This is a genomic window from Streptomyces echinatus (assembly GCF_014203595.1).
GTDB classification, from domain to species: domain Bacteria; phylum Actinomycetota; class Actinomycetes; order Streptomycetales; family Streptomycetaceae; genus Streptomyces; species Streptomyces echinatus.
On the sequence record NZ_JACHJK010000012.1, the window covers coordinates 36,472 to 59,619 of the forward strand.

The window sequence follows — 23,148 nt, forward strand, 5'->3', positions numbered from 1 at the left end:
ATGCACCGATCACCACGAATGAACGACGAGGTACGGACTTCATGAACCACGACATCCAGCCCGACGGCTCGGACGCGCAGGCGCACGAGTACGACCACGGGGCTCTCGGCGAGGCCGAGTACGCGGAGTTCATGGAGCTCGCCGCGGAAGAGGGCTTCGACATCGAGGACGTCGAGGGCGCCATCGAGGCGGCGGGCCACGGCCCGCTGCCCGTGCTCGCCGTCGTCGGCCGCCCCAATGTCGGCAAGTCGACCCTGGTGAACCGGATCATCGGCCGCCGCGAGGCGGTCGTCGAGGACAAGCCGGGCGTCACCCGCGACCGCGTCACCTACGAGGCCGAGTGGTCCGGCCGCCGCTTCAAGGTCGTCGACACCGGCGGCTGGGAGCAGGACGTCCTCGGTATCGACGCCTCGGTGGCCGCGCAGGCCGAGTACGCGATCGAGGCCTCCGACGCCGTCGTCTTCGTCGTGGACGCCAAGGTCGGCGCGACCGACACCGACGAGGCCGTCGTACGGCTGCTGCGCAAGGCCGGCAAGCCGGTCGTGCTGTGCGCCAACAAGGTCGACGGCCTGAGCGGCGAGTCGGACGCGGCCTACCTGTGGTCCCTCGGCCTCGGCGAGCCGCACCCGGTCTCCGCCCTGCACGGCCGCGGCACCGGCGACATGCTGGACGCCGTCCTGGAAGCGCTGCCGGAGGCCCCGGCGCAGACCTTCGGCACGGCCGTCGGCGGCCCGCGCCGCATCGCCCTGATCGGCCGCCCGAACGTCGGCAAGTCCTCGTTGCTGAACAAGGTCGCCGGCGAGGAGCGGGTCGTCGTCAACGAGCTGGCGGGCACCACCCGCGACCCGGTCGACGAGCTGATCGAGCTCGGCGGTACCACCTGGAAGTTCGTCGACACCGCCGGTATCCGCAAGCGCGTCCACCTCCAGCAGGGCGCCGACTACTACGCCTCCCTGCGCACGGCCGCCGCCGTGGAGAAGGCCGAGCTCGCCGTCATCCTGCTGGACGCCTCCGAGAACATCTCGGTGCAGGACCAGCGCATCGTCACCATGGCCGTCGAGGCCGGCCGCGCCGTGGTGCTCGCCTTCAACAAGTGGGACACCCTCGACGAGGAGCGCCGCTACTACCTGGAGCGGGAGATCGAGACCGAGCTGGGCCAGGTCGCCTGGGCCCCGCGCGTGAACGTGTCGGCGCGCACCGGCCGTCACATGGAGAAGCTCGTCCCGGCGATCGAGACCGCCCTTGCCGGCTGGGAGACCCGTGTCCCGACCGGCCGGCTGAACGCCTTCCTCGGCGAGCTGGTCTCGGCCCACCCGCACCCCGTCCGGGGCGGCAAGCAGCCGCGCATCCTGTTCGGTACCCAGGCCGGCACCAAGCCCCCGCGGTTCGTGCTCTTCGCCTCCGGCTTCATCGAGGCGGGCTACCGGCGGTTCATCGAGCGCCGGCTGCGCGAGGAGTTCGGCTTCGAGGGCACCCCGATCCACATCTCGGTGCGGGTGCGCGAGAAGCGCGGCGCGAAGAAGAAGTAGCGGTACCGGCGTCGGCGGTACGCCGTGAAGGGCGGCCCCTGGTTCTCCAGGGGCCGCCCTTCACGTGTCTGCGCCCGTCCGGGTGCCCGTCACGCGCCACGTCGTGGTCCCGGCGGCAGGGCGGCGGCCGGGACGTACTGCATCCCGGTGTCCTGCTGCCGTCCGAGCGTGCCGACCCGCTGCCACTGCGACTGCTGCCGGGCGCTGTAGGCCCCCGCGCTGTAGGCGCTGTACGAACTGCTGAACGACCCCGCCCGGTGGCCGCCGTACATGCCCGAGCCGTCCGGGAAGTCGCCGAAGGCACTGAACCTCAGCTCCTCCTCGCCGCTGCGGTCTCCCGGCAGTGTGCGGAAGGCCTTGACCCACTCCGCGTAGAGCGAGTCGTAGATCGGCGTGGCCGACGGTCCGCCGGAGGGATCCTGCCCCGCCCTCGCGGAGGGGACGGTGGAGAAGGACGACCGGCGGGGAGGAGTGTCGTATGCGTGCACGTATGTCCAAACGACCGGGACTGCAAAGAGATGCGGTCGGACGGGTGCCCGTGGGTCAGGTGCCGGCGAGCGGCAGCGCCGCGGCCACCAGCTGCCCGCCCGCCGCGGCCCGGTCCAGCGCGTCCCGGAGCAGGTCCTCCCGCGGCTGCCGGCCGATGGACCCGACCGGCGCCGCGAACATCAGCACCTGCTGGTGCTTGTTCGCCGCCGCCCGCCAGCTGTCCGTCACCTGGAGCGGCTGGTGCGCCTGCCACCAGGCCACCGGCTGTCCGCCGTTGGTCCCCGGCTGGAGCACCGCGTGCAGCTGGCCCATGGCCAGCAGGACGGACCAGCCGTGCAGCACCGGGGGGACGGAGGCCAGCTCGGTCAACGGCATGAAGCCCTGCTCGATGAGCAGCGGAAGGAAGTCGTCGCCGGTGCCGATCGTGCCCGGGCGGACGATCGGGGAGGTCGGCTCGACGACGAGCGCGGGGTGCAGCTCGCCGTCGATCAGGACGAGCCCGCTGGTCACGCCGAGCACCGCCTGCTCGGGCACGGAGCCGTGCGGCTCGACGCCGGCCATGTCGCCACCGGCGGTGCCGATGGAGCGGACGGCGCCCTGCAGCTGCTCCTCGGTGACCTGGACGACCTGCGAGGGCAGACAGCTGGCGTGGGCGAAGGCCAGCACGGCGGTCTCGTCACCGACGAACAGGACGGTGCTGGTGCGCTCCTGCTCGGAGTCGCCCGGGGTGCGACAGGACGTGCAGTCGTAACTGCCGGGGGCGTTGTCTCCGGCGAGCAGCCGGTCGGCTTCTTCGTCGCCGATCTCGGCGCGTACGGCGTCGCTGACGTCGAGCATGCGCGGCACGGGTGGCTCCCTCGGGATGCGGTGCTGGGGCCGGCCGGGTGGCTCCCGGCCGATGAGCCCCCGGGGTTGTGGGCTCATGAAGAAGACAACGGGCGTCCTGTGGTGGGGGTCACGCCCGGAGGCGGACCTGTTCGAACCTTCCGGCGTGCAGGGTCACCTTTGGTGCGGAATCGGCCACACACAGTCAACTTCGCGCGCAGTCAAGGAACTTGAATGGGTGAAGTGGGTCACAGATCGCTTCAATGGGTGGTCGAAAAATCAGTAAATCACAGGATGTAGTGGGTGGCCGAAAGTCGCCGATACCTCGGGTAACAGGCAACTGGCCTGGAACGACGGTGAGTTGGTTGATTCCGGCTGCTCGCCCTCCTTACATTCCTCCGCCGTGTGCAACGAGCACCGCTCGGGTACGTCCGCCGGCCGGCACCAGGCAGAGCACGATCGCCGCCACCGGTCACGGCGGAGGGGGCGGACGCGCGGCACCGCGGCCTACGCGGTGAGGCGCGCTCCGCCTTGGGGGAGCCCGGGTTCGTGGAGAGGGAACTACATGTCCGAGTGTGCCGATACCACCCGTGAGACCGCCCGTCCCGACAGCGCCCGCAAGGGCCGTACGGGCCGCACCACGGCCGCGCTCGCCGGAGCCGCCCTGCTGGCCCCGCTGGGACTGCTGGCCGCGACCGGCAACGCCGCCGCGGCGGACAACGGAGTGTGGGACCGCATCGCCCAGTGCGAGAGCGGCGGCAACTGGCACATCAACACCGGCAACGGCTACTACGGCGGACTCCAGTTCTCCGCCTCGACCTGGAGCGCGTACGGCGGCACCGCCTACGCCCCGACGGCCGACCAGGCCTCCCAGGGCGCGCAGATCGCCGTCGCCACCAAGGTCCAGCAGGCCCAGGGCTGGGGCGCCTGGCCGGTCTGCTCGGCCCGGGCCGGGGCCACGGGCGCCGCTCCCGCGGCGGACCGCACCGGTTCCTCCGGCACGTCGGCCCGGACGGGCGGCGCGACGGCGAAGTCCGCCCCGGCCAGGTCCGCCCCGGCGAAGTCCGCCCCGGCGAGGACGCCGGAACGCCCGGCGGCCGGCACCGGCCGCGGCGCCTCCCGCGGTGACTACACCGTCCGCGAGGGCGACACCCTGAGCACCATCGCCGCCCGCCACGGCACCACCTGGCAGCGGATCTACGCCGCCAACGAGGCCGTCATCGGCGACGACCCCGATCTGATCGTGCCCGGCCAGCGCCTCGCGCTCTGAGCGCCGGACCGCGCGTGACGGACGGCCGCCGTCCTCCCGGGGACGGCGGCCGTCCGTGGCAGTGGCAGACTCGCCCCCATGTCGGAGACCTCGGCACGCCTGCTGCGCCTGCTCTCGCTGCTCCAGGCCCACCGCGAGTGGTCGGGCGCGGAACTCGCCGACCGGCTCGGCGTCACCCCGCGCACGGTCCGCCGGGACGTGGACCGGCTGCGCGAGCTGGGCTACCCGGTCAACGCCAGCCCCGGCACGGGAGGCGGCTACCAGCTGGGCGCGGGCGCCGAACTCCCGCCGCTGCTGCTGGACGACGACGAGGCCGTCGCGGTGGCCGTCGGCCTCAGGACCGCCGCCGGGCAGGGCGTCGAGGGCATCGGCGAGACCTCCGTACGGGCCCTCGCCAAGCTGGAGCAGGTGCTGCCGCACCGGCTGCGCCGCCGGGTGAGCGCCCTCAACGCCTTCACCGTGCCGATGCTGCGGAGCGGCCCGCCGGTCTCCCCGGTCGACCCGGCCCTGCTCACCGAACTCGCCCATCTGTGCCGGGACGCCGAGCGGCTGCGCTTCGACTACGAGAGCCATGAGGGCGCCGCGAGCCGGCGCACGGTCGAACCGCACCGGCTGGTGTGCACCGAGCGGCGCTGGTACCTGGTGGCCTGGGACGTCGACCGGGCGGACTGGCGGACCTTCCGCGCCGACCGCATCACCCCCAGGCCGCCGCACGGGCCGCGCTTCACCCCGCGCGAACCGCCCGCCGAGGACCTCGCCGCCTATGTCTCCCGGGGCGTCTCCACGCGCGCGTACGCCACGCACTCCGCCGTCCGGCTGCTCGTGCCGCTGCGCGAGGCCGCCGAGCGGGTCTCGCCGTCCGCCGGGACGCTGGAGGCCGACGGGGAGGAGGCGTGCGTCCTGCGCAGCGGTGCCGCGAGCCTGGACGTGATGGTCGTGCACATCATGATGCTGGGCCTGCCGTTCGAGGTGCTGGAGCCCGCCGAGCTGACGGACGCGATCAGGAGGGTTCGCGACCGGCTCGACGCGGCACTGGCCCGGACCGGGGAACCCGGGCCGCGCACCGCGGGTGAGGCGGGCCGGACGCCGGGGACCCCGGGCGGATCCGGCGCGGGGTGACGAAGCCGGGCCGCGGCTCCGGCGCGGCGTCCCGGCGGGCATGTGGTGAATCCGTGAATTTCCCATGCGGTGTCAGCTGCCGTGACATCCCCCCGGATTGCGCGGGGAATCACGCCCCGGAGCCGCCCCCGATCCCCGCCGCTGCACTTTCCGCGGGGAATTCGAAGAGGTTCGACGGCACACCTGAATTCCGTTCGATTACCCCGGTAAGGGGTACGGAAACCCCCGTACGTGTGACGCTCCCGCGGCCGCGCCCGAAGTCACGGCGGCCGAAGCGGGATCGGGGAGGCTGTGACAGAAGTGTGACGGTAGCCGGATACGGCTCCTACCCTGCCGTGCCCGGCTTCCGTCACCGCCGGTGGCGGCCTAGCGTGGCCCCATGGCACCGATCCCCACTCCGCCAGCGGAGCCCCAGGACAGCCCGGAAGGGTACGTCGGTCTCGACTCCGAGCACGCCGAGCGGCTCGCCCGGCAGCGCGGCTGGTCGACGGTACGGTCGCTGCCACCCGGCGCGATCATCACCATGGAGTACCGGACCGGACGGCTGAACTTCGAGGTACGGGACGGCCGGGTGGCCCGCGCCTGGAAGGGCTGACGCCCTCTCGTCCGGACGCCGTACGCCGAAGGCCCCGTCTCCCTCTTCGGGAGACGGGGCCTTCGCCGTGGCGCGGGGTGGTGGTGCGTACCGGACCCCGCCGCCGTCAGCCGCCTGTCAGGGGCGGGCCGGCTGGGTCGTGCCGCGCGGGACTCGGTCGGCGTGCGGCGGGCGGCGGCTGCCCGCCGGGGTGACCGGGCGTTCCGAACGGGACGTGTGCGGTGCGGGCGCGAGGTGCGCCAGGCCCCGGGAGGTCCGGGTCGTGGCGACCGGTTCGCGGGCCGGCGCCGGCTGGTCGGCGGGCGTGACTCGCGGCGTGAGCACGACCGGCCCGACCGGGACGGCGGGCTCGGGCACCGGGCGGCCGCGGCGGTCGCGCCAGCGGTCGCGCAGGTCGAACAGGGTGGTCTCGGCCTTGGTGACCAGCGGCTCGAACCAGGGCAGGGCGAGCATGATCAGCAGGCCGGCGGCCCAGCCCAGCAGCACGTCGCTCAGCCAGTGCGTACCGAGGTAGACGGTGGTGAGGCCGACGCCGAGCGAGGTGACCGCGGAGAGGGCCGACAGCCAGCGGCGGGCCCTCGGGCTGGAGGCCAGGTACGCCAGGATTCCCCAGGTCACCACCGCGTTGGCGGTGTGGCCGCTGGGAAATATATCGCCGCCGAGACCCATCTCGTTCGAACCGATCACGGTCGCGTAGTGCGGACCGAGGCGCCCCATCCCGAGCTTGGCGGCGCCGACCGTGATGTTCAGCAGCAGCAGCGAGGTGGCCAGGGTCAGCAGCGGGCGGAGCGTGTGCTGCCGCCAGGAGCGCCAGCCGAGCCAGGCCGCGACCATCACGGCGGTGGGGCCGCGCTGGCCCAGCACCACGTAGTAGTCGAGGAACGCGTGGATCTGCGGCCACTGCTGGTACGGCCGGAAGAACATGACCTGCCAGTCCAGCCGGACCAGCCAGGAGCTGATCACGACGGCCCACACGATGGCGAGGTAGAAAGCCAGGGTCGCGGTGAACAGAACGACCCGGTGCCGGCTCATCCTCGGCACATCGATGTGGGCCGGTCGTTCCGGCTCACGGTCCAGTCTGGCGAACACCCGGTCCAGACGCCGGGTGACGATTCGTTCGGTACGCACCCAATCGACGTTACAGCGAGTGAGCTGTGTTCCCGGTCGAAACAGCGGCTTTGTGATGACGATGTGATGTGGGAAAGGTCTCAAGGACGGCCTGAATTCACCGGATTCCGCAATCCGGTGAGTGCACTCGGGTCAATTCCTCTGATCGTTCCGGGTGTTGTTTATATGGCGCTTATGAATGCGTTAACCCGGTCCTCGTGCGGAATTCTCCGCGGTGTCATCGGACAGTCGAGTGGATCATGGGGGACCGGAACCGTTCAGCCAGAAAGCCCCATAGACCGCCGCCGCGGCCGCCGCACCGGCTGTGACCAGGGCCGATCGGGGCGGGCGCAGCCGGGCCAGAGCGCGGGCGAGCGGCAGCAGCACCGGGAAGGCCGGCATCAGCAGCCGCGGCTTGGAGCCGAAGTAGCTCGACGCGCACAGGGCGAGGGCGAGCACGACACCCGTGTACACCAGTAGTTCGACCGGCTGGCGGTCGCGCACACCGGTGACGTACAGCCAGATCAGCAGGGCGACGCCGATGATCAGGCCGAGGCCGGCCAGGGCGGCCGGAAACGACGTGAACTTGTCGGCCACGAAGCGGCCGAAGGCGTAACCGCCGTCGAAGCCGTTGCGCCATCCGGCCTGGACGTCCAGGTACCCGAGCGGGCCCTTGCCGGTGCGGTGGCCGACCCAGAGCACGTACGCGGCGGCACCGAGCGGAGCCAGCAGCATGCCGAGCGCGCGGCGCCATACGGGGGCGTACAGAAGAGGGAGTGCGCCCGGCGTGTGCTTCGCGCCGCGCTCTCGCACGAACGAGATCACCCCCGCCGTCCACACCGCGGCGACCACCGCCGCCCCCACCGGCCGGGTCAGCCCCGCCAGCGCCGCCAGCACACCCGCGCTCACCCAGCGCCCGGTCAGCACCGCGTACAGCGACCAGGCCGCCAGTGCCGTGAACAGCGACTCGCTGTACGCCATCGACTGCACGATCCCGACCGGCAGCACGGCCCACAGCAGCACGGCACAGATCCCGGTCCGGGTCCCGTACACCCGCTCCGCGACCGCGAAGATCCCGGCCGCCGCGGCGAGCGACGCCAGCAGGCTCACCACGAGCCCGGCGCCCGCGTACGACAGCGGGGTGACCGCGTGCAGCAGCCGCTCCAGCCACGGCAGCAGCGGGAAGAACGCCAGGTTGGAGTGGACGTCCCCGTTCGGCAGCCGCACCTCGTAGCCGTAGCCCAGCTCGGCGACCCGGGTGTACCAGAGAGAGTCCCAGCGGGCGGTCAGCAAGGTGTACGCGCTCTTGCCGCGCGCGGCGCTCCACACGCCCAGCACGGCCAGCCCCAGGGCGCGGACCGCCGCGTAGCCCAGGAGGGCCGGAACCGCCCGGCGCGGGAGAGGGGCGTGGGGTGGGGCCACGCGCGTGTCAAGATCGGTCACGGGCTCGATTATCGACCGCGCGGCGGACCGGACCGGCCACCGGGTCCGGGTCAAGAGAAGTTGACGTGGTGTACGCCACACGGGTTCCGTCGAGCGTGTGAGAGGTCCGCCACGTGACCGCGCGGTGAACTCGCGTACGCTGACGAGTCACCCGCGAGGGTTTGCGCGGGCCGGAGACACCGCTCTCTCCGGCCGTACGACAGGGAGTCCCCACCCCGTCGGTCCGCCCCACGCGAGGGATCATCTGGGAGGTACGTACATGTCCGGGACGACCACGGCTGCCGTACGGCCGCGCCGTCGGGCGGCCCAGGCCGGTGCCAACCGCTGGGTCGTCCTCGTCGTCCTCTGCGTCAGCCTGCTGCTCGTCGCCCTCGACGCCACCGTGCTGCACGTGGCGGTCCCCGCCGTCACCGAGGACCTCCGGCCCGACGCCATCGAACTGCTCTGGATCGTCGACGTCTATCCGCTGGTCTGCGCCTCGCTGCTGATCCTCTTCGGCACACTCGGCGACCGGATCGGCCGCAGACGCGTCCTGCTGCTCGGCTACGGCCTCTTCGGCGTCGCCTCCGCCGTGGCCGCGTTCGCGCCGAGCGCCCAGACGCTCATCCTCGCCCGCGCGCTGCTCGGCGTCGGCGGCGCGATGATCATGCCCGCCACCCTGTCGATCCTCCGCCAGGTCTTCCCCGACCGGCGCGAGCGCGCCCTCGCCATAGGCATCTGGAGCGCGGTGGCGGCGGTCGGCGCGGCGGTCGGACCGCTGCTCGGCGGCTTCCTGCTGGAGCACTTCTGGTGGGGCGCGGTCTTCCTGGTCAACATCCCGCTGATGCTGGTCAGCCTCCCGGTGGGCCGGATCCTGCTGCCCGAGTCGAGGGGCGACGGCACCGGCCCCTGGGACGTGACCGGCGCGCTGACGGCGGCGGCCGGGCTCTTCGGCGTCGTCCTCGGGGTGAAGCGGCTCGGCGGCGGAGAGGCGGCGGCGAGCCCCTTCACCGTGCTGCCGCTGGTGATCGGCGGGGCCCTCCTCCTCTTCTTCGTACGGCGCCAGCGGCGGCACCCGCATCCGCTGGTGGACCTGCGGATGTTCCGCCGGCCCGCGTTCAGCACCTCGGTGGGCTGCATCGTGCTGGCCATGCTCGCGCTGGTCGGCCTGGAGCTGATCGCCGCCCAGTATCTGCAGCTGGTGCTCGGCCTGTCCCCGCTGGAGACGGGCCTCAGACTGCTGCCCCTGACCGTCGCGGCCATGGCGGCCGGCCTGGCGGGCGCGCGCATGCTGCGCCGCTTCGGACCGCGCCGGATGGTGTGTCTCGGCTTCTGCCTGACGGCGGCCGCGGTGCTGACCCTGACGGCGATGGGCGGCGCCGACGATCCGACGCTGCTGCTGGCCGGCTTCGTGCTGCTGGGCTTCGGCCTGGAGACCACGCTCTTCGGCGCGTACGAGTCGATGCTCAGCGAGGCCCCGGCCGACCAGGCCGGCGGCGCGGCGGCGATCGGCGAGACCTCCTACCAGCTCGGCGCCGGCATCGGCATCGCCCTGCTGGGCAGCGTGATGAACGCGGCCTACACCCCGGGGCTGCGGTCGGTGCCGGGTGTTCCCCGGCCCGCGGCGGACGAGGCGGGCCACTCGCTCGGCGAGGCCTACGAGGTCGCCGGCCGGCTCGGCGGGACCGCCGGGGCCGCGCTGCGCCGGGCGGCGCGCGACTCCTTCGTGCACGGACTCCATGTGACGCTGCTGGTGAGCGCGGGCCTGTTGGTGCTGGGCGCGTTGATGGCGCTGCGGCTGCCGCGGATCATGAGTTGCGGCGAGGAGCCGGCCGGGGGCGAGGTGGGTCTGCCGGCACCGCGCGAGGCGGAGTCGAAGACGGAGACGAAGGCGCAGGCGGCGGCCGGGAAGTCGCGGGTCACCGCCTGATCTCCTCTGGACGTGCGGGACACTGCACCGTAACGTCGGCCGGAGAGTCGTAACTAGCGCTGCTAGTTTTGTCGCTGTTCCGTGTCCCGGAGGGTGCCCCATGTCCGCGTCCGCGAAGCTGCCCCCGTTCGATGCCGCCGACCCGCTCGGCATCGACGACCTGCTGGAGCCGGAGGACCTGGCCGTCCGGGACACCGTCCGCGGCTGGGCGGCCGACCGCGTGCTGCCGTACGTCGCCGAGTGGTACGAGAAGGGCGAGCTGCCCGGCATCCGCGACCTGGCGCGCGAGCTCGGCTCCCTCGGCGCCCTGGGAATGTCCCTCACCGGCTACGGCTGCGCGGGCGCGAGCGCCGTGCAGTACGGCCTCGCCTGCCTGGAGCTGGAGGCGGCCGACTCGGGCATCCGCTCCCTGGTCTCCGTGCAGGGCTCCCTCGCGATGTACGCCATCCACCGGTTCGGCAGCGAGGAGCAGAAGCTCCAGTGGCTGCCGCGCATGGCCGCCGGCGAGGTGATCGGCTGCTTCGGGCTGACCGAGCCCGACCACGGCTCCGACCCCGCCTCCATGCGCACCCACGCCAAGCGTGACGGCGACGACTGGGTGCTGAACGGCCGCAAGATGTGGATCACCAATGGCTCGGTCGCCGGGGTGGCCGTCGTCTGGGCGCAGACCGAGGAGGGCATCCGCGGGTTCGTCGTACCCACCGACAGCCCCGGCTTCTCGGCTCCGGAGATCAAGCACAAGTGGTCGCTGCGGGCCTCCGTCACCAGCGAACTCGTCCTGGACGACGTACGGCTGCCCGGCACGGCCGTCCTGCCGGAGGTCACCGGGCTGCGCGGACCGCTCGGCTGCCTCTCCCACGCCCGCTACGGGATCGTCTGGGGCGCGATGGGCGCCGCGCGCAGCAGCTTCGAGGCGGCCCTGGACTACGCGAAGTCCCGCGAGCAGTTCGGGCGGCCCATCGGCGGCTTCCAGCTCACGCAGGCCAAGCTCGCCGACATGGCGGTGGAACTGCACAAGGGCATCCTGCTCGCCCACCACCTGGGGCGGCGGATGGACGCCGGCCGCCTGCGTCCCGAGCAGGTCAGCTTCGGCAAGCTCAACAACGTCCGCGAGGCCATGGAGATCTGCCGTACGTCGCGGACGATCCTCGGTGCCAACGGGATCTCCCTCGAATACCCGGTGATGCGGCACGCGACCAACCTGGAGTCGGTGCTCACCTACGAGGGCACCGTCGAGATGCACCAGCTCGTGCTGGGCAAGGCGCTCACCGGGCTCGACGCCTTCCGGTGAGCCCCTCGGGGGGCAGGGCCGGCGAGCGGCCCTGCCTCAGCTCTGGTTGAAGAAACCGTCCGAGCGGTGCGCGGACGCCTCGCCACTGATGATCTCCGTGTCGGCGGGGGTGAGCAGGAACACGCGGTTGGACACGCGGTCGATCGAGCCGCGCAGACCGAAGATGAGCCCCGCCGCGAAGTCGACGACCCGCTTGGCGTCGCCCGGCTCCATGTTGGTGAGGTTCATGATGACCGGGACGCCGTCCCGGAACAGTTCGCCGATGGCGCGGGCGTCCCGGAAGCTGTCCGGGGTGACCGTGCCGATCCGGCGGCCCTTCTCCTCGGCCGTGTCCGTGGCCACCTTCACCCGCGGGTCGGTGACCCAGGCGTCCCCGGGCTCGGTGCCCTCGGAGTAGTCGTCGTCGTAGTAGCGCTCGTCATCGTTGTCGTCGACGAGGCCGAGCCATGCACTCGCCTTGCGTACCGATCCCATGGACGCCTCCTCTCACAGCGGTCTTTCTTGCTTCCGCATCCCTATGGTCATCCATGATGCGGACGGCGCGCCAAGTGGATAGACGCCGCGCGGGGGGTTTGTGACGGTACTGGTGCACAGCGGATCCGTCGAGAGTCCTTGTGCCCCAAGGGCCGAGACTCATACGGCTGCTGACTGAGAGTGAAATATGATTGTACGCGGCGGACGGGTGACGCCCGGGGCGTCCGGGTGAATGCCAACGTCGTATGACAGTACGGGGGATGTTGTGTTCGGAATCGTCAGACCCTGCTCGCACCGGCTCGGCGAGAGACTCAAGGCCGACTGGATGGCGCACTTGTGCGGGCTCTGCCTGGCACTTCGCCGGGATCACGGCCAGTTCGCACGGATCGTGACGAACTACGACGGGCTTCTGGTCTCGGTTCTGACAGAGGCTCAGACCGGACCGGTGGGCGGCGCGCGCCGTACGGCGGGGCCGTGCGCGCTGCGTGGCATGCGGACCGCGTCCGTCGCACAGGGTGAGGGGGCACGGCTCGCCGCCGCCGTCTCGCTGGTGCTCGCCTCGGCGAAGGTCCGCGACCATGTCGCCGACCGGGACGGACTGCTGGCCCGCCGGCCGGCCGCCGCCGCGGCGCGCCGGGTCGCCGCGAGCTGGGGCCGGGCGGGGGAGCGCGGCGGGGCGGCGGTCGGGTTCGACACCGGCGTCCTGGTCGACGCCGTCGACCGCCAGCTCGGCATCGAGACCCTGGCCGGGTTCGGCACCCCGATCCTGACGGTCACCGAGCCGACCGAGACCGCGACCGCCGCGGCCTTCGCGCACACCGCGGTGCTGGCCGGGCGGCCGGGCAACGCCGGGCCCCTGGCGGAGGCCGGACGGCTCTTCGGGCGGCTCGCGCATCTGCTGGACGCCGTGGAGGACCGGCGGACCGACGCCCTGTCGGGCGCCTGGAACCCGCTCACCGCCACCGGAACCCCCCTCGCCGAGGCGCGCCGGCTCGCCGACGACGCCCTGCACGGCATCCGGCTCGCCCTCCGGGAGGCCGAGTTCCGCGACGGCGGGCTCGTCCATCTGCTCCTCGTCCACGAACTGCGGCGCTCGGTGGACCGGGCGTTCGGCACGGCACCGGTGTGCGCGGCACATCAGCCGGGGGCGCCGCAGGGGCCGTACGGCGCCGGGGTGCCGCAAGCGCCGTACGGAGGGAATCCGTACGGCGCCGGTGCTCCTCATGCGGGCGGGAACCCCTACGCGGGCGACGGTCCCCACGCGGGCGGGAACCCCTACGCGGGCGGCGGTCATCCCGGCGGAAGCGGTGGCTTCGGCGGGGGCGGTGGTGGCTTCGGGGGTGGCTTCGGGCCCGAACCCGCCAAGGGCAGGCGCGGGTTCTGGGCGGGCTGCGGAATGTTCTTCGCGCTGTTCTGCTCCTGCAAGATGTGCTGCGCCGAGGAGTACGAGGGCCCCTGGTCCCGGAAGAAGCGCAGCGGCTGCTGCCAGTGGTGCGACTGCTCCTGCCCCGGCGGCTGTGACGGCTGCGACTGCTGCTGCCCCTGCGACGGCTGCTAGCAACAGCTAGTTCTTCAGTTCCGGCGGGCTGATCCGGGACTTCTCGATCGCCGAGCCCGTCGTGCCCCACTTCCTGAGGATCCGGTCGTAGGTGCCGTCGGAGAGGAGCTTGTTCACCGCCGCCTGGAAGGCCGGCGCCAGGTCCGTGCCCTTCTTGAAGGCGAAACCGACGTCAAGGCGGTGGTACTCGTTGAGGAACTTCAGGCCCTGCTGGTGAGCGACGGCGTAGCGCAGCCCGTTGATCGTGGACATCACGACGTCGCTGCGGCCCTGCTGGAGCGAGGACCAGACCGCGCTCGACTCGGCGTACGTCTGCACCTTGTACGCCTTCTCGCCCGCGTCGGCGCACACGTGCTCGTTCTGCTCCAGCGTGGCCTCGAACGTGGTGCCGGCGCTGGTCGCGACGTTCAGGCCGCACAGCTGCCGCAGGTCGGTGACCTTCGCGAGCTTGCTGTCCTTGCGGGTGGCGAAGCCCTGCCCGTCGTTGACGTAGGTGACGAAGTCGATGGTCTTGCGACGCTCGTCCGTGACACCGAAGTTGCTCGCGCCGAAGTCGTACTTGCCGCTGTCCAGGGCGGGCAGGATCGCCTCGAAGCTCGCCTGCTCCACCTTCAGTTCGATGCCGAGCACCCGGGCCACCGCCTTGGTGAAGTCGACGTCCTGGCCGGTCAGCGTCTTGCCGTCATCGAGGTAGGTGGTGCCGGGCGGGGTGCCGCCGACGCTGACCGCGACGGTGAGGCGGGTGGTGCCGGCGGGCAGCAGCTTCGCCGCGGCGTCGTCCTTCCGCACGGCGGAGACGACGTCCGTGGTGGGCACCTCGGCCTTCTCGGCCGCCACTCCGGCGGCGTCCGGGCCGCCCGGGCCACCGGTCCCGGAACCGCAGGCGGTGAGCAGCAGAGCGGCCGAGGTAATCGTGACAAAAGGTATGAAATGGCGATAAGCAGACGTGTGCATCGGACAGCGGTCTCCTGGAGCAGAAGGGTGTGCGGGAACGCGAGGGGAGGGGAGCGCGTGTGAAGGCGGAGATCAGCAAGAGAACGCGAGGAGGCCCGCCGAAGGGGCGGGCGCGCGCAGGGGGTCAGCTCAACAGGACGAGGACCACACGCGACCGAAGTCGATGTGGGAGCGGGTGACCAGCCACTGCTGTGGATGCATGGGCCAAGTGGAACAGGCATCCGGTTCCGCGTCAACTGGCGTGAGATGTACGGCTCACAGTCCGGACAGCCTTGACAGCGAACGGAAACGCACCCGTACTCTCAAGGCGCGGCCCTGCTGAGGGGCTCGGCCGCAACCGCGCCGCGCGGCGCGCCCGTGTGAAGGCAGCACCCCGTTCTGGCCCTCCCCGCCGTCGACTCCGCTCGACCGAGGGGACCCACGGCATCACGGAGCCTTCGCATGTCATCCGACACCCTCGCCAAAATCCCCGCCGCATCGGAGATTCCCGAGCCCGCGGACGTCCCGCGGATCGTCCCGCAGCGCCGCTACGGCCAGTGGGCGGCGGCCGTCGTCGTCCTCGCGCTGCTCGGGTTCGCCGTCAACTCCGTCCTGCGCAACCGGGCGTTCCAGTGGGACGTCGTCGCCGACCACTTCACCTCCGACTCCGTCCTGCGCGGTCTGTGGCTCACCCTGTGGCTGACCGCGGTGGTGATGGTCCTCGGCTTCGCCCTCGGCACCCTGCTCGCCGCGTTCCGGCTGTCCGCCAACCCGGTCCTGCGCGCGGTCGGGCGGGGCTACGTGTGGCTGTTCCGGTCCATCCCGATCCTGGTGCAGCTGCTGCTGTGGTTCAACATCGGGGCGCTGTACCCGCAGGTGTTCGGCGTCCGGACGGTCAACCTGCTCAGCCCGGTCGCCGTCGCGATCATCGGCCTCACCCTGCACGAGGCCGCCTACGCCGCCGAGGTCGTCCGGGGCGGCATCCTCTCCGTCGACCGCGGGCAGATCGAGGCCGCCCAGGCGCTCGGCCTGAGCCGGTGGCGCCGATGGCGCCGGATCGTGCTGCCGCAGGCGATGCGCGCCATCGTGCCGCCCGCCGGCAACATGCTGATCGGCACCCTCAAGGGCACCTCCATCGTCAGCGTCATCGCCGTCGACGACCTGCTGTTCTCCACCCAGTTGATCTACCACCGCACCTATCAGGTGATCCCGCTGCTGATGGTCGCCACCCTCTGGTACGCCGTGGTCACCTCGCTGCTCGGCATCGGCCAGCACTACGTCGAGAAGCACTACGCGCGCGGCACGGAGAACGCCCGATGAGGCAGCAACTGGTGATCGTGGGAGCCGGGCCGCGGGGGACCGGAATCCTCGAACGCCTCGCCGCCAACGCGCCCGAGCTGTACGCCGGTCCGGGCCTCGACATCCACCTCGTCGACCCCCACCCGCCGGGTGGCGGACGCGTCTGGCGGCAGGCGCAGTCGCCGCTGCTGTGGATGAACTCGCACGCCGAGGACGTCACCATGTTCACCGACGACACGGTGACGATGGCCGGCCCGGTGCGCGAGGGCCCCACCCTGCACGAGTGGGCCGCACTGCACGGCCGCACCTTCGCCGGCCGGCAGCTCCAGGGCCGCTATCTGCGCTGGGTGTACGAACGGGCCCGGGCCGAGCTGCCCCCGACCGTCACCGTCCACCACCACCCGCGGCGCGCCCTGCGGATCGGCGGCCCGCGCGAGGGCCGTCAGCAGGTGTGGCTGGAGGGCCGCCCGCGTCCGCTCCTCGCCGACCTGGTGATCCTCGCCGTCGGCCACCTGGACGCCGAACTCGACGCCGGACAGGCCGAACTGGCCGCCTACGCCCGGGAGCACGGCCTGGTGCACCTGCCGCCGGACTTCACCGCCGACAGCGACCTCTCCCGGCTGAAGGCCGGTGAGCCCGTCCTCGTCCGCGGCTTCGGACTGGCCTTCGTCGACCTGATGGTGCTGCTCACCGAGGGACGCGGCGGCAGGTACGAGGGAGACGAGTACCTGCCCTCGGGGCGGGAGCCGGTGCTGTACGTCGGCTCGCGGCGCGGAGTGCCGTACCACTCGAAGATCGGCTACGACTGGACCGGCGGCCGCCCGCCGCTGCCCCGCTTCCTCGGCCCCGCCGAGGTGGACGAGCTGTCGGCCCGGCCCGGGGGCTTCGACTTCCGGCGCGATGTGTGGCCCCTGATCGAGAAGGAGCTGGGCTTCGCCCACTACCACCGGCTGTTCACCGCCCACCCCGGGCGTACGACGATGGCCTGGGCCGACTTCGAGGAGAGATACGCGGCGGCCGGGGACCCGGAGGGGATCCGGGCACTGGTCGCCGACGCCGTGCCGGATCCGGCCGACCGGCTCGACCTCGCCGCCCTCGACCGCCCGCTGGACGGGGTGCGGTACGGCACGCACGACGAGCTGCAGGAAGCGCTCAGGGGCCATATCGAGGCGGACCTGACCCGTCGTCACGACCCGGCGCGCAGCCCGGACCTGGCCGTCTTCCTCGGACTGCTCTCCGTCTACGGGCAGCTGGTGCGGCTCGGGAGCATCGGGCCCCGGTGGCACGGGTTCTTCAGCTACCTGGCGTCCGGACCGCCCGGGCCCCGGCTGCGGCAGATGCTCGCGCTGTCCCGGGCCGGAGTGCTCCGGTTCGTCGGGGCCGGCATGGAGGTCACCGCCGCGGACGGGGTGTTCCGGGCCGGCAGCCCCACCGTGCCGGGCTTCTCCGTCGAGTCCCGCGCGCTGGTGGAGGCCCGGCTGCCCGAGCCCACCCTCGGACGTGCCCGCGACAGCCTGCTGCGCGAACTGCACCTCGACGGCGCCGCCGAGACCCCCGACGGGCTGCTCCGGGTGGACCCCGGCGACGGCAGGATCCTCGACCGCGCCGGACGCCCGTACCCCCGGCGCTTCGCCCTCGGCCCGTACACCGACGCCCGTACCCCCGGCGCCTTCACCCGACCGCGCACCGGAGGTCCCGCGTTCCGGCAGAACGACGCGACCGCCCGGGCCGCGCTGTCCTTCCTGGGCGCCTCACATGTAAAGGAACTCGCGCGATGAGCGTCATGGTCGACATCCGGTCCGTGCACAAGAGCTTCGGCTCGCTCGGCGTCCTCAGGGGCGTCGACCTCCAGGTGCGCGCCGGCGAGGTCACCGTCGTGCTCGGCCCCTCCGGCTCCGGCAAGTCCACCTTGCTGCGCACCATCAACCACCTGGAGAAGGTGGACCGGGGCACGATCAGCGTGGACGGCGCGCTGATGGGATACCGGCGGGCCGGGGACAAGCTGTACGAGCTGCCCGAGCGCGAGGTGCTCCGGCAGCGCACCCGGATCGGCTTCGTCTTCCAGGGCTTCAACCTCTTCCCGCACCTCACCGTCCTCGACAACGTCATCGAGGCACCGTTGTCCGCGCTGAGGAGACCCCGGGCACAGGTCGTGGAGAGCGCGCACCGGCTGCTGGAGCGGGTCGGGCTCGGGGACAAGGCCGGCGCCTATCCGCGGCAGCTGTCCGGCGGGCAGCAGCAGCGGGTCGCCATCGCGCGGGCGCTCGCGCTGGAGCCGAGGCTGCTGCTGTTCGACGAGCCGACGTCCGCGCTCGATCCCGAGCTGGTGGGGGAGGTGCTGGACGTCATCCGGGACCTGGCCGCGCGGGGCACGACGATGATCGTCGTCACGCACGAGATCGCGTTCGCCCGGGAGGTCGCCGACACGGTGGTCTTCATGGCCGAGGGGCGGATCGTGGAGCAGGGGACGCCGGAGGAGGTGCTGGGCGCTCCGCGGGAGGAGCGGACCCGGGCGTTCCTGGCGAAGGTGCTGTGAGGCTGCGAGCCGTGCGCCCGGGGCCCGGCGCATCGGACACCACCGCTTCCCGCCCCGGTCGTTTGAAGTCCGGGTCCGTCGGTCCGGGTTCGGCCGCGGGTCGTTTGAAGTCCGGGTCCGTCCGTCCGGGTCCGGCCGCGGGTCGTCCGTGGCTGAGCGCGCAGTTCCCCGCGCCCCTGGGGGGTCGGCAACCGGCCCGCTCCATCTCGCCGGCCCCCTTCATCCCGTCGGCCCGCTTCATCCAGCCGGCCCTCGGGGTGGTGGCGGTATGAGCGCGCGGTACGGGCGGGGGCTGTTGCATCTCGCCGCCGCGCTCGACCAGCCCGGGGTCCTCGACGCCGGCCCGTACGTCGCGCTGGCCCGGCTCGCCGAACGGGGCGGGCTGGACTTCGTGACCCTCGACGACTCCTTCGCCCGGCCCGGACCCGACGCGCTCGGCGTGCTGTGCCGGGTGACGCCCGCGACCCGGCGGATCGGGCTGGTGCCGACGGTCACCACCACCCACACCGACCCCTTCCGGGTACAGGCCGCCGTGGCCACCCTGGACTGGGTCAGCGGGGGCCGGGCCGGCTGGCGGATCGACGTGTCCGCCACCGAGGAGGAGGCCCGGCTGTTCGGCCGACGGCCCGCCGCCCCCGCCGAGACGCTCTGGCAGGAGGCGGGCGAATACGCCGACGCGGCCGCGAAGCTGTGGGACAGCTGGGAGGACGGCGCCGAGATCCGGGACGCGGCCACCGGCCGGTTCCTCGACCGCGACCGGCTGCACCGCGTCGACGTCACCGGCACCGCCTTCTCGGTCCGCGGCCCCTCGACCGTGCCCCGGCCGCCGCAGGGCCACCCCGTGCGCGTGGTCGACGCCACCGACGGCCACGCCCGTACGGTCGCCGCCCGTCACGCGGACGTGGCCCTGGTACGCGCCGCCGCCCCCGCGCAGGCCGCTGCCGTCCGGGACGAACTGCGCGAGCGGGCACGCTCGTCCGGGCGGCACCCGGACTCGCTGCGGGTCCTGGTGAGCCTGCTGGTGGACCTCGGCGACGGTGAGTTCGCGGCCGAGCCGGGGCACGGGGGCGGTGGCCCGAGGCCCACCGCGCGGGGCCCCTTGTACCGGGGCGGCCCGGTCGACCTCGCCGAGCTGGTGGCCGGCTGGCACGCCGACGGTGTCACCGACGGGTTCCACCTCGTCCCCGTCGATCCGCACCGCGACCTGGAGCGGCTGGTCAACGGCACGGTCGCGGTGCTCCGGCACCGCGGTCTGTTCCGCACCTTCTATCCCGGCAGCACCCTGCGCGAGCACCTGGGCCTCGCCCGGCCCGCCAACCAGTACGCCGTGACCGGGAGAACGCCATGACGGCACACCGGCAGCTGCATCTGGCAGTCGCCTTCCCGGGCTCCGGCCCCGCCGGCGTCGGCCCGGCCGGATGGGCCGGCGCGCACCCCGGCTCGCGCCTCGCGTTCGCCTCCTTCGAACGGCTCGCCCACACCGCCGAGCGCGGCCTGTTCGACTTCCTCCTGCTCGACGAGGAGCCCCCGCTGCCCGAGCACCGGGGACGGCTGCACGAGCTGGACCCGGTGGGCGGACCGGAGCCGGTCGCCGTGCTGAACGCGCTCGCCGAGGTCACCACCGGGCTCGGGCTCGCCGCCACCGTCGACGCCGCCGTCGGCGAGCCGTACGACCTCGCCCGCAGGCTGGCCACCCTGGACCACCTCAGCGCGGGCCGGGCGGGCTGGCGGGTGGCGGACCCGGCGGACGCCCGCCCCGGAGCGGACTTCCGTGCCGCGGACCACCTCGATCCGTACGGCCGGGCCGCCGAACTCGTCTCCGTGGCACGGCGGCTGTGGGGCGCCCGGAGCCCCGGCGGGGCGGCCCGGCCGTTCGCGCACCGCGGCCGGTACTTCGACATCGAGGGCGAGTTCGGGCTGCCGCGCTCACCCCAGGGGCAGCCCGTGGTGATCCAGGCGGGGGAGTCCGAACGGGCCCGGGAACTGGCCGCGGCCTCCGCCGACGTGCTCCTCGTCCGGCACGCCCCACTGGAGACGGCCCGCTCCCGCCACGCCGACGTCGGACGGCGGCTCGCGGCACACGGCCGTACCCCGGGGGAGCTGAAGGTCATGCCGCAGATCACCGTCGTCCTCGGGGACACCGCGGCCGAGGCGCAGGAGCGGGCCGCCGGGATCAGACGGCAGCGGATCACCCCGCAGTACGCGCTGTACGCCCTGGAGCGGATCTGGGGCACGGACCTCTCCGGGTACGACCCCGACGGCCCGTTCCCCGACACCGCGCCGTCCCCCGGGCCCCCGGATCCGCCGGAGGCGGGGGGCTCCCCGTCCCGCGACGACCGCAGGCTCGCGCTCGCCGCCCGGTGGCGGACGCTGGCGAGGGAGAAGGGGCTGTCCGTCCGGGAGACCGTGATCGAGGCGAGCGGCCGGCAGTCCTTCGTCGGCACGCCCGACACGGTCGCGGCCGACCTGCACCGGTACGCCGACGAGGGGGCCGCCGACGGTTTCGTCCTCCTCCCCCAGCTCCCGGCCGACGGACCGGAGGAGTTCGTGGACCGGGTGGTGCCGCTGCTCCAGGAGCGCGGCGCCTTCCGCACGGCATACCGGGGCGGCACCCTCCGCTCCCATCTCGGGCTGCCCCAGCCCGCGCAGGACCGCTGACCCCAGAGGACCCCAGAGGAAAGGAACGGATTCGCATGACCACGGACGCGCCCGGCGACTGGAAGCGGTGGCACGAGCAGCGCGTGGAGGCGGTCTCGGCGCCCTACGGGCCGCTCGCGCTGACCGCGACGCACTGGATCGAGGACTACCCGGAGGGTCGACTTCCGGACATTCCCGGGGTCTGGATGGCCGAAGAGGACGGGGTGGTGCTCACCGCCGCCGAGGCGGACGGCCTGACCGTCGACGGCCGGCCCTTCGCGGGCCGGGCCGCGCTGGCCGCCCACACCGGTCCGGAGGCCGGGGCACGGGTCGCGCTGGGCGGGAAGCGGCTGGTCGTCCTGGTGCGCGAAGGCGTCTGGGGAGTGCGGGTGTACGACCCCGAGTCCGCCGCCCGGCGCGCCTTCCGGGGCATCGAGGCCGCCCCCTACGACCCCCGCTGGTCGGTGCCGGGGCGGTTCACACCGTACGACGGCACGCGCACCGTACGGCTCGGCAACGCGGACGGCCGCGAGCGCGGGTTCGGCCTCGCGGGCGAACTCACCTTCCCCGCCCCGGACCCGGCCTCGCCCGGCCCGCGGGAACCGGGCGCCGGGCAGGAGCGGACGCTGAAGGTGGCGCGGCAGGGGAACGGGGCGCTGTGGGCCGTGTTCGCCGACGCCACCAGTGGCGACACGAGCTTCCGGTTCCGCTTCCTCTTCGCGCAGGCCCCGGACGCCGAGGGGCGCACGACCGTCGACTTCAACCGCGCCCAGCTCCCGCCGTGCGCCTTCGCCGACCACTTCCTCTGCCCCTTGCCGGCCCCCGGCAACACGCTGGACGTGGCGATCGAGGCGGGGGAGCGCCACCTGACCTGACCTGACCTGAGCCGGGGGCCCGGGCCGGCCCGCCCTCTTCCGGGGGCGGCGCGACGGTTCTTCCGGCGTTCGGGTGCTTGTGGGCCGACGGCCGAAAGGCACTCTTGTGCCGACCGGCCGTTCGGCCGAATACTCCCCCCAGCGCTTGTCAGGGGCATGCGCATTTCGAATCCGGTCGGGCCCCTGGCTGCGCCTCACGGGCCCCGACCCCACGCGGGCCCCCGACTTCCCATGGAGGGAACGACAAGTGAGGATCAAGCGCACCACTCCCCGCGCCGGCACCGCGAGACGCACCCGGCTCCTCGCCGTGGCCACCGGCTTCCTGGCCGCCGCCGCGTTCGCCGCCCCCACCGCGAACGCCGGCGAAGTCCACACGTTCAGCGCCACCCAGCTCGCCAAGGTGAGCGACTCCGTCCTCAAGGCCGACATCCCCGGTACGGCCTGGGCCGTGGACAGCGCGAGCAACCGCGTCGTGGTCACCGTCGACAGCACGGTGTCCAAGGCCGAGATCGCCAGGATCAAGCGGCAGGCCGGCGCCGGCGCGAGCGCGCTGACCATCAAGCACACCCCCGGCAAGTTCAACAAGCTGATCACCGGCGGCGACGCCATCTACGGCGGCCAGTACCGCTGCTCGCTCGGCTTCAACGTGCACAGCGGCAGCACCTACTACTTCCTGACCGCCGGCCACTGCGGCGAGGTCGCCTCGACCTGGTACAGCAACTCCAACAAGACCACGGTGCTCGGCACCAACGTCGGCTACAGCTTCCCGGGCAACGACTTCGCGCTGGTCCGGTACACCAACTCCTCGATCGCGCACCCGAGCGCGGTCGGCAGCCAGACCATCAGCCGCGCGGCCACCCCGTCCGTGGGGACGACCGTCTACCGGCGCGGCTCCACCACCGGCACCCACAGCGGCCGGGTCACCGGGCTGAACGCCACCGTCAACTACGGCGGCGGTGACATCGTCTATGGCCTGATCCAGACCACGGTCTGCGCCGAGGGCGGCGACAGCGGCGGTCCGCTCTACGCCGGATCCACCGCCTACGGCCTGACTTCCGGCGGCAGCGGCAACTGCTCCTCCGGCGGCACGACCTTCTTCCAGCCGGTGACCGAGGCGCTCAGCTACTACGGCGTCACCCTGCCCTGACGGGTTCACGGCCGGCACCGTCCGAGCCCCCGCACGCGACGCGCGTGCGGGGGCTTCGCCGTGCGGGTGCGCAGGCGTTTGCGCAGGTCGGAGGCGCCCGCGTGGATGTCGT

General features: G+C 72.9%; 20 protein-coding genes. 14 read left to right on the plus strand and 6 right to left on the minus strand.

Annotation, left to right across the window (positions count from 1 at the left end):
- Nucleotides 1–41: 41 nt before the first annotated feature.
- Entirely contained in the window at nt 42–1,529 is a 1,488-nt protein-coding gene (gene der / locus FHS34_RS29030; protein ID WP_184970786.1) for a ribosome biogenesis GTPase Der, read from the plus strand.
- A gap of 89 nt (nt 1,530–1,618) precedes the next feature.
- On the opposite strand, the gene FHS34_RS29035 is transcribed toward der, so the two are convergent.
- Nucleotides 1,619–2,017 carry a hypothetical protein gene (locus FHS34_RS29035; RefSeq protein ID WP_184970787.1) on the minus strand — a complete coding sequence of 133 codons (399 nt, stop codon included), beginning with the start codon at nt 2,015–2,017 and terminating at the stop codon, nt 1,619–1,621.
- Nucleotides 2,018–2,072: 55 nt separating this feature from the next.
- Nucleotides 2,073–2,864 carry a DUF8842 C-terminal domain-containing protein gene (locus FHS34_RS29040; protein WP_184970789.1) on the minus strand — a complete coding sequence of 264 codons (792 nt, stop codon included), beginning with the start codon at nt 2,862–2,864 and terminating at the stop codon, nt 2,073–2,075.
- 544 nt (nt 2,865–3,408) lie between these two features.
- Between FHS34_RS29040 and FHS34_RS29045 the strand changes: the two genes are divergently transcribed.
- The 3 genes from FHS34_RS29045 to FHS34_RS29055 all read left to right on the plus strand — a co-directional run bounded on the left by FHS34_RS29045 (nt 3,409) and on the right by FHS34_RS29055 (nt 5,827).
- On the plus strand, nt 3,409–4,113 hold the full coding sequence (locus tag FHS34_RS29045; RefSeq protein ID WP_184970791.1) for a LysM peptidoglycan-binding domain-containing protein: 705 nt from the start codon (nt 3,409–3,411) through the stop codon (nt 4,111–4,113).
- 78 nt (nt 4,114–4,191) lie between these two features.
- On the plus strand, nt 4,192–5,232 hold the full coding sequence (locus FHS34_RS29050; protein WP_184970793.1) for a helix-turn-helix transcriptional regulator: 1,041 nt from the start codon (nt 4,192–4,194) through the stop codon (nt 5,230–5,232).
- 379 nt (nt 5,233–5,611) lie between these two features.
- The gene (locus tag FHS34_RS29055; RefSeq protein WP_184970795.1) at nt 5,612–5,827 is read left to right on the plus strand and encodes an I78 family peptidase inhibitor; all 216 of its coding nucleotides are present in this window, start codon (nt 5,612–5,614) and stop codon (nt 5,825–5,827) included.
- Nucleotides 5,828–5,944: 117 nt separating this feature from the next.
- Here FHS34_RS29055 and FHS34_RS29060 read toward each other — a convergent pair whose 3' ends face one another.
- Nucleotides 5,945–6,955 carry a phosphatase PAP2 family protein gene (locus FHS34_RS29060; RefSeq protein ID WP_184970797.1) on the minus strand — a complete coding sequence of 337 codons (1,011 nt, stop codon included), beginning with the start codon at nt 6,953–6,955 and terminating at the stop codon, nt 5,945–5,947.
- A 237-nt stretch (nt 6,956–7,192) separates the two neighbouring features.
- Complete coding sequence (locus tag FHS34_RS29065) at nt 7,193–8,377, minus strand: glycosyltransferase family 39 protein (protein ID WP_184970799.1); 1,185 nt, start codon at nt 8,375–8,377, stop codon at nt 7,193–7,195.
- 259 nt (nt 8,378–8,636) lie between these two features.
- On the opposite strand from FHS34_RS29065, the gene FHS34_RS29070 reads away from it, so the two are divergent.
- Nucleotides 8,637–10,286 carry an MFS transporter gene (locus FHS34_RS29070; protein WP_184970801.1) on the plus strand — a complete coding sequence of 550 codons (1,650 nt, stop codon included), beginning with the start codon at nt 8,637–8,639 and terminating at the stop codon, nt 10,284–10,286.
- A gap of 100 nt (nt 10,287–10,386) precedes the next feature.
- Entirely contained in the window at nt 10,387–11,577 is a 1,191-nt protein-coding gene (locus FHS34_RS29075) for an acyl-CoA dehydrogenase family protein (protein ID WP_184970803.1), read from the plus strand.
- A 36-nt stretch (nt 11,578–11,613) separates the two neighbouring features.
- Here FHS34_RS29075 and FHS34_RS29080 read toward each other — a convergent pair whose 3' ends face one another.
- A complete protein-coding gene (locus FHS34_RS29080) occupies nt 11,614–12,051 on the minus strand; it encodes a cell division protein SepF (protein ID WP_161291769.1) in 438 nt (145 codons plus the stop codon).
- A 265-nt stretch (nt 12,052–12,316) separates the two neighbouring features.
- Between FHS34_RS29080 and FHS34_RS29085 the strand changes: the two genes are divergently transcribed.
- Entirely contained in the window at nt 12,317–13,609 is a 1,293-nt protein-coding gene (locus FHS34_RS29085; RefSeq protein ID WP_184970805.1) for a DUF5685 family protein, read from the plus strand.
- Nucleotides 13,610–13,615: 6 nt separating this feature from the next.
- Here the strand turns inward: FHS34_RS29085 and FHS34_RS29090 are convergent, their stop codons facing one another.
- On the minus strand, nt 13,616–14,563 hold the full coding sequence (locus tag FHS34_RS29090; RefSeq protein ID WP_184970807.1) for an ABC transporter substrate-binding protein: 948 nt from the start codon (nt 14,561–14,563) through the stop codon (nt 13,616–13,618).
- A gap of 441 nt (nt 14,564–15,004) precedes the next feature.
- Between FHS34_RS29090 and FHS34_RS29095 the strand changes: the two genes are divergently transcribed.
- The 7 genes from FHS34_RS29095 to FHS34_RS29125 all read left to right on the plus strand — a co-directional run bounded on the left by FHS34_RS29095 (nt 15,005) and on the right by FHS34_RS29125 (nt 23,036).
- Nucleotides 15,005–15,862, plus strand: coding sequence for an amino acid ABC transporter permease (locus FHS34_RS29095; RefSeq protein ID WP_184970809.1), 858 nt, complete (start codon nt 15,005–15,007; stop codon nt 15,860–15,862).
- Nucleotides 15,859–17,619 (plus strand): FAD/NAD(P)-binding protein, encoded by a 1,761-nt coding sequence (locus tag FHS34_RS29100; protein ID WP_184970811.1) that lies wholly within the window; start codon nt 15,859–15,861, stop codon nt 17,617–17,619. Before FHS34_RS29095 ends, FHS34_RS29100 begins: the two co-directional genes overlap by 4 nt.
- Nucleotides 17,616–18,377, plus strand: coding sequence for an amino acid ABC transporter ATP-binding protein (locus tag FHS34_RS29105; RefSeq protein ID WP_280528496.1), 762 nt, complete (start codon nt 17,616–17,618; stop codon nt 18,375–18,377). The genes FHS34_RS29100 and FHS34_RS29105 overlap by 4 nt, the downstream gene beginning before the upstream one ends.
- Nucleotides 18,378–18,645: 268 nt before the next feature.
- The gene (locus tag FHS34_RS29110) at nt 18,646–19,725 is read left to right on the plus strand and encodes an LLM class flavin-dependent oxidoreductase (protein WP_184970813.1); all 1,080 of its coding nucleotides are present in this window, start codon (nt 18,646–18,648) and stop codon (nt 19,723–19,725) included.
- Nucleotides 19,722–21,035 carry an NtaA/DmoA family FMN-dependent monooxygenase gene (locus FHS34_RS29115; RefSeq protein ID WP_184970821.1) on the plus strand — a complete coding sequence of 438 codons (1,314 nt, stop codon included), beginning with the start codon at nt 19,722–19,724 and terminating at the stop codon, nt 21,033–21,035. The genes FHS34_RS29110 and FHS34_RS29115 overlap by 4 nt, the downstream gene beginning before the upstream one ends.
- A gap of 35 nt (nt 21,036–21,070) precedes the next feature.
- Entirely contained in the window at nt 21,071–21,889 is an 819-nt protein-coding gene (locus FHS34_RS29120) for a DUF1684 domain-containing protein (protein WP_184970823.1), read from the plus strand.
- A gap of 247 nt (nt 21,890–22,136) precedes the next feature.
- The gene (locus FHS34_RS29125) at nt 22,137–23,036 is read left to right on the plus strand and encodes a S1 family peptidase (RefSeq protein ID WP_184970825.1); all 900 of its coding nucleotides are present in this window, start codon (nt 22,137–22,139) and stop codon (nt 23,034–23,036) included.
- Nucleotides 23,037–23,148 lie beyond the last annotated feature (112 nt).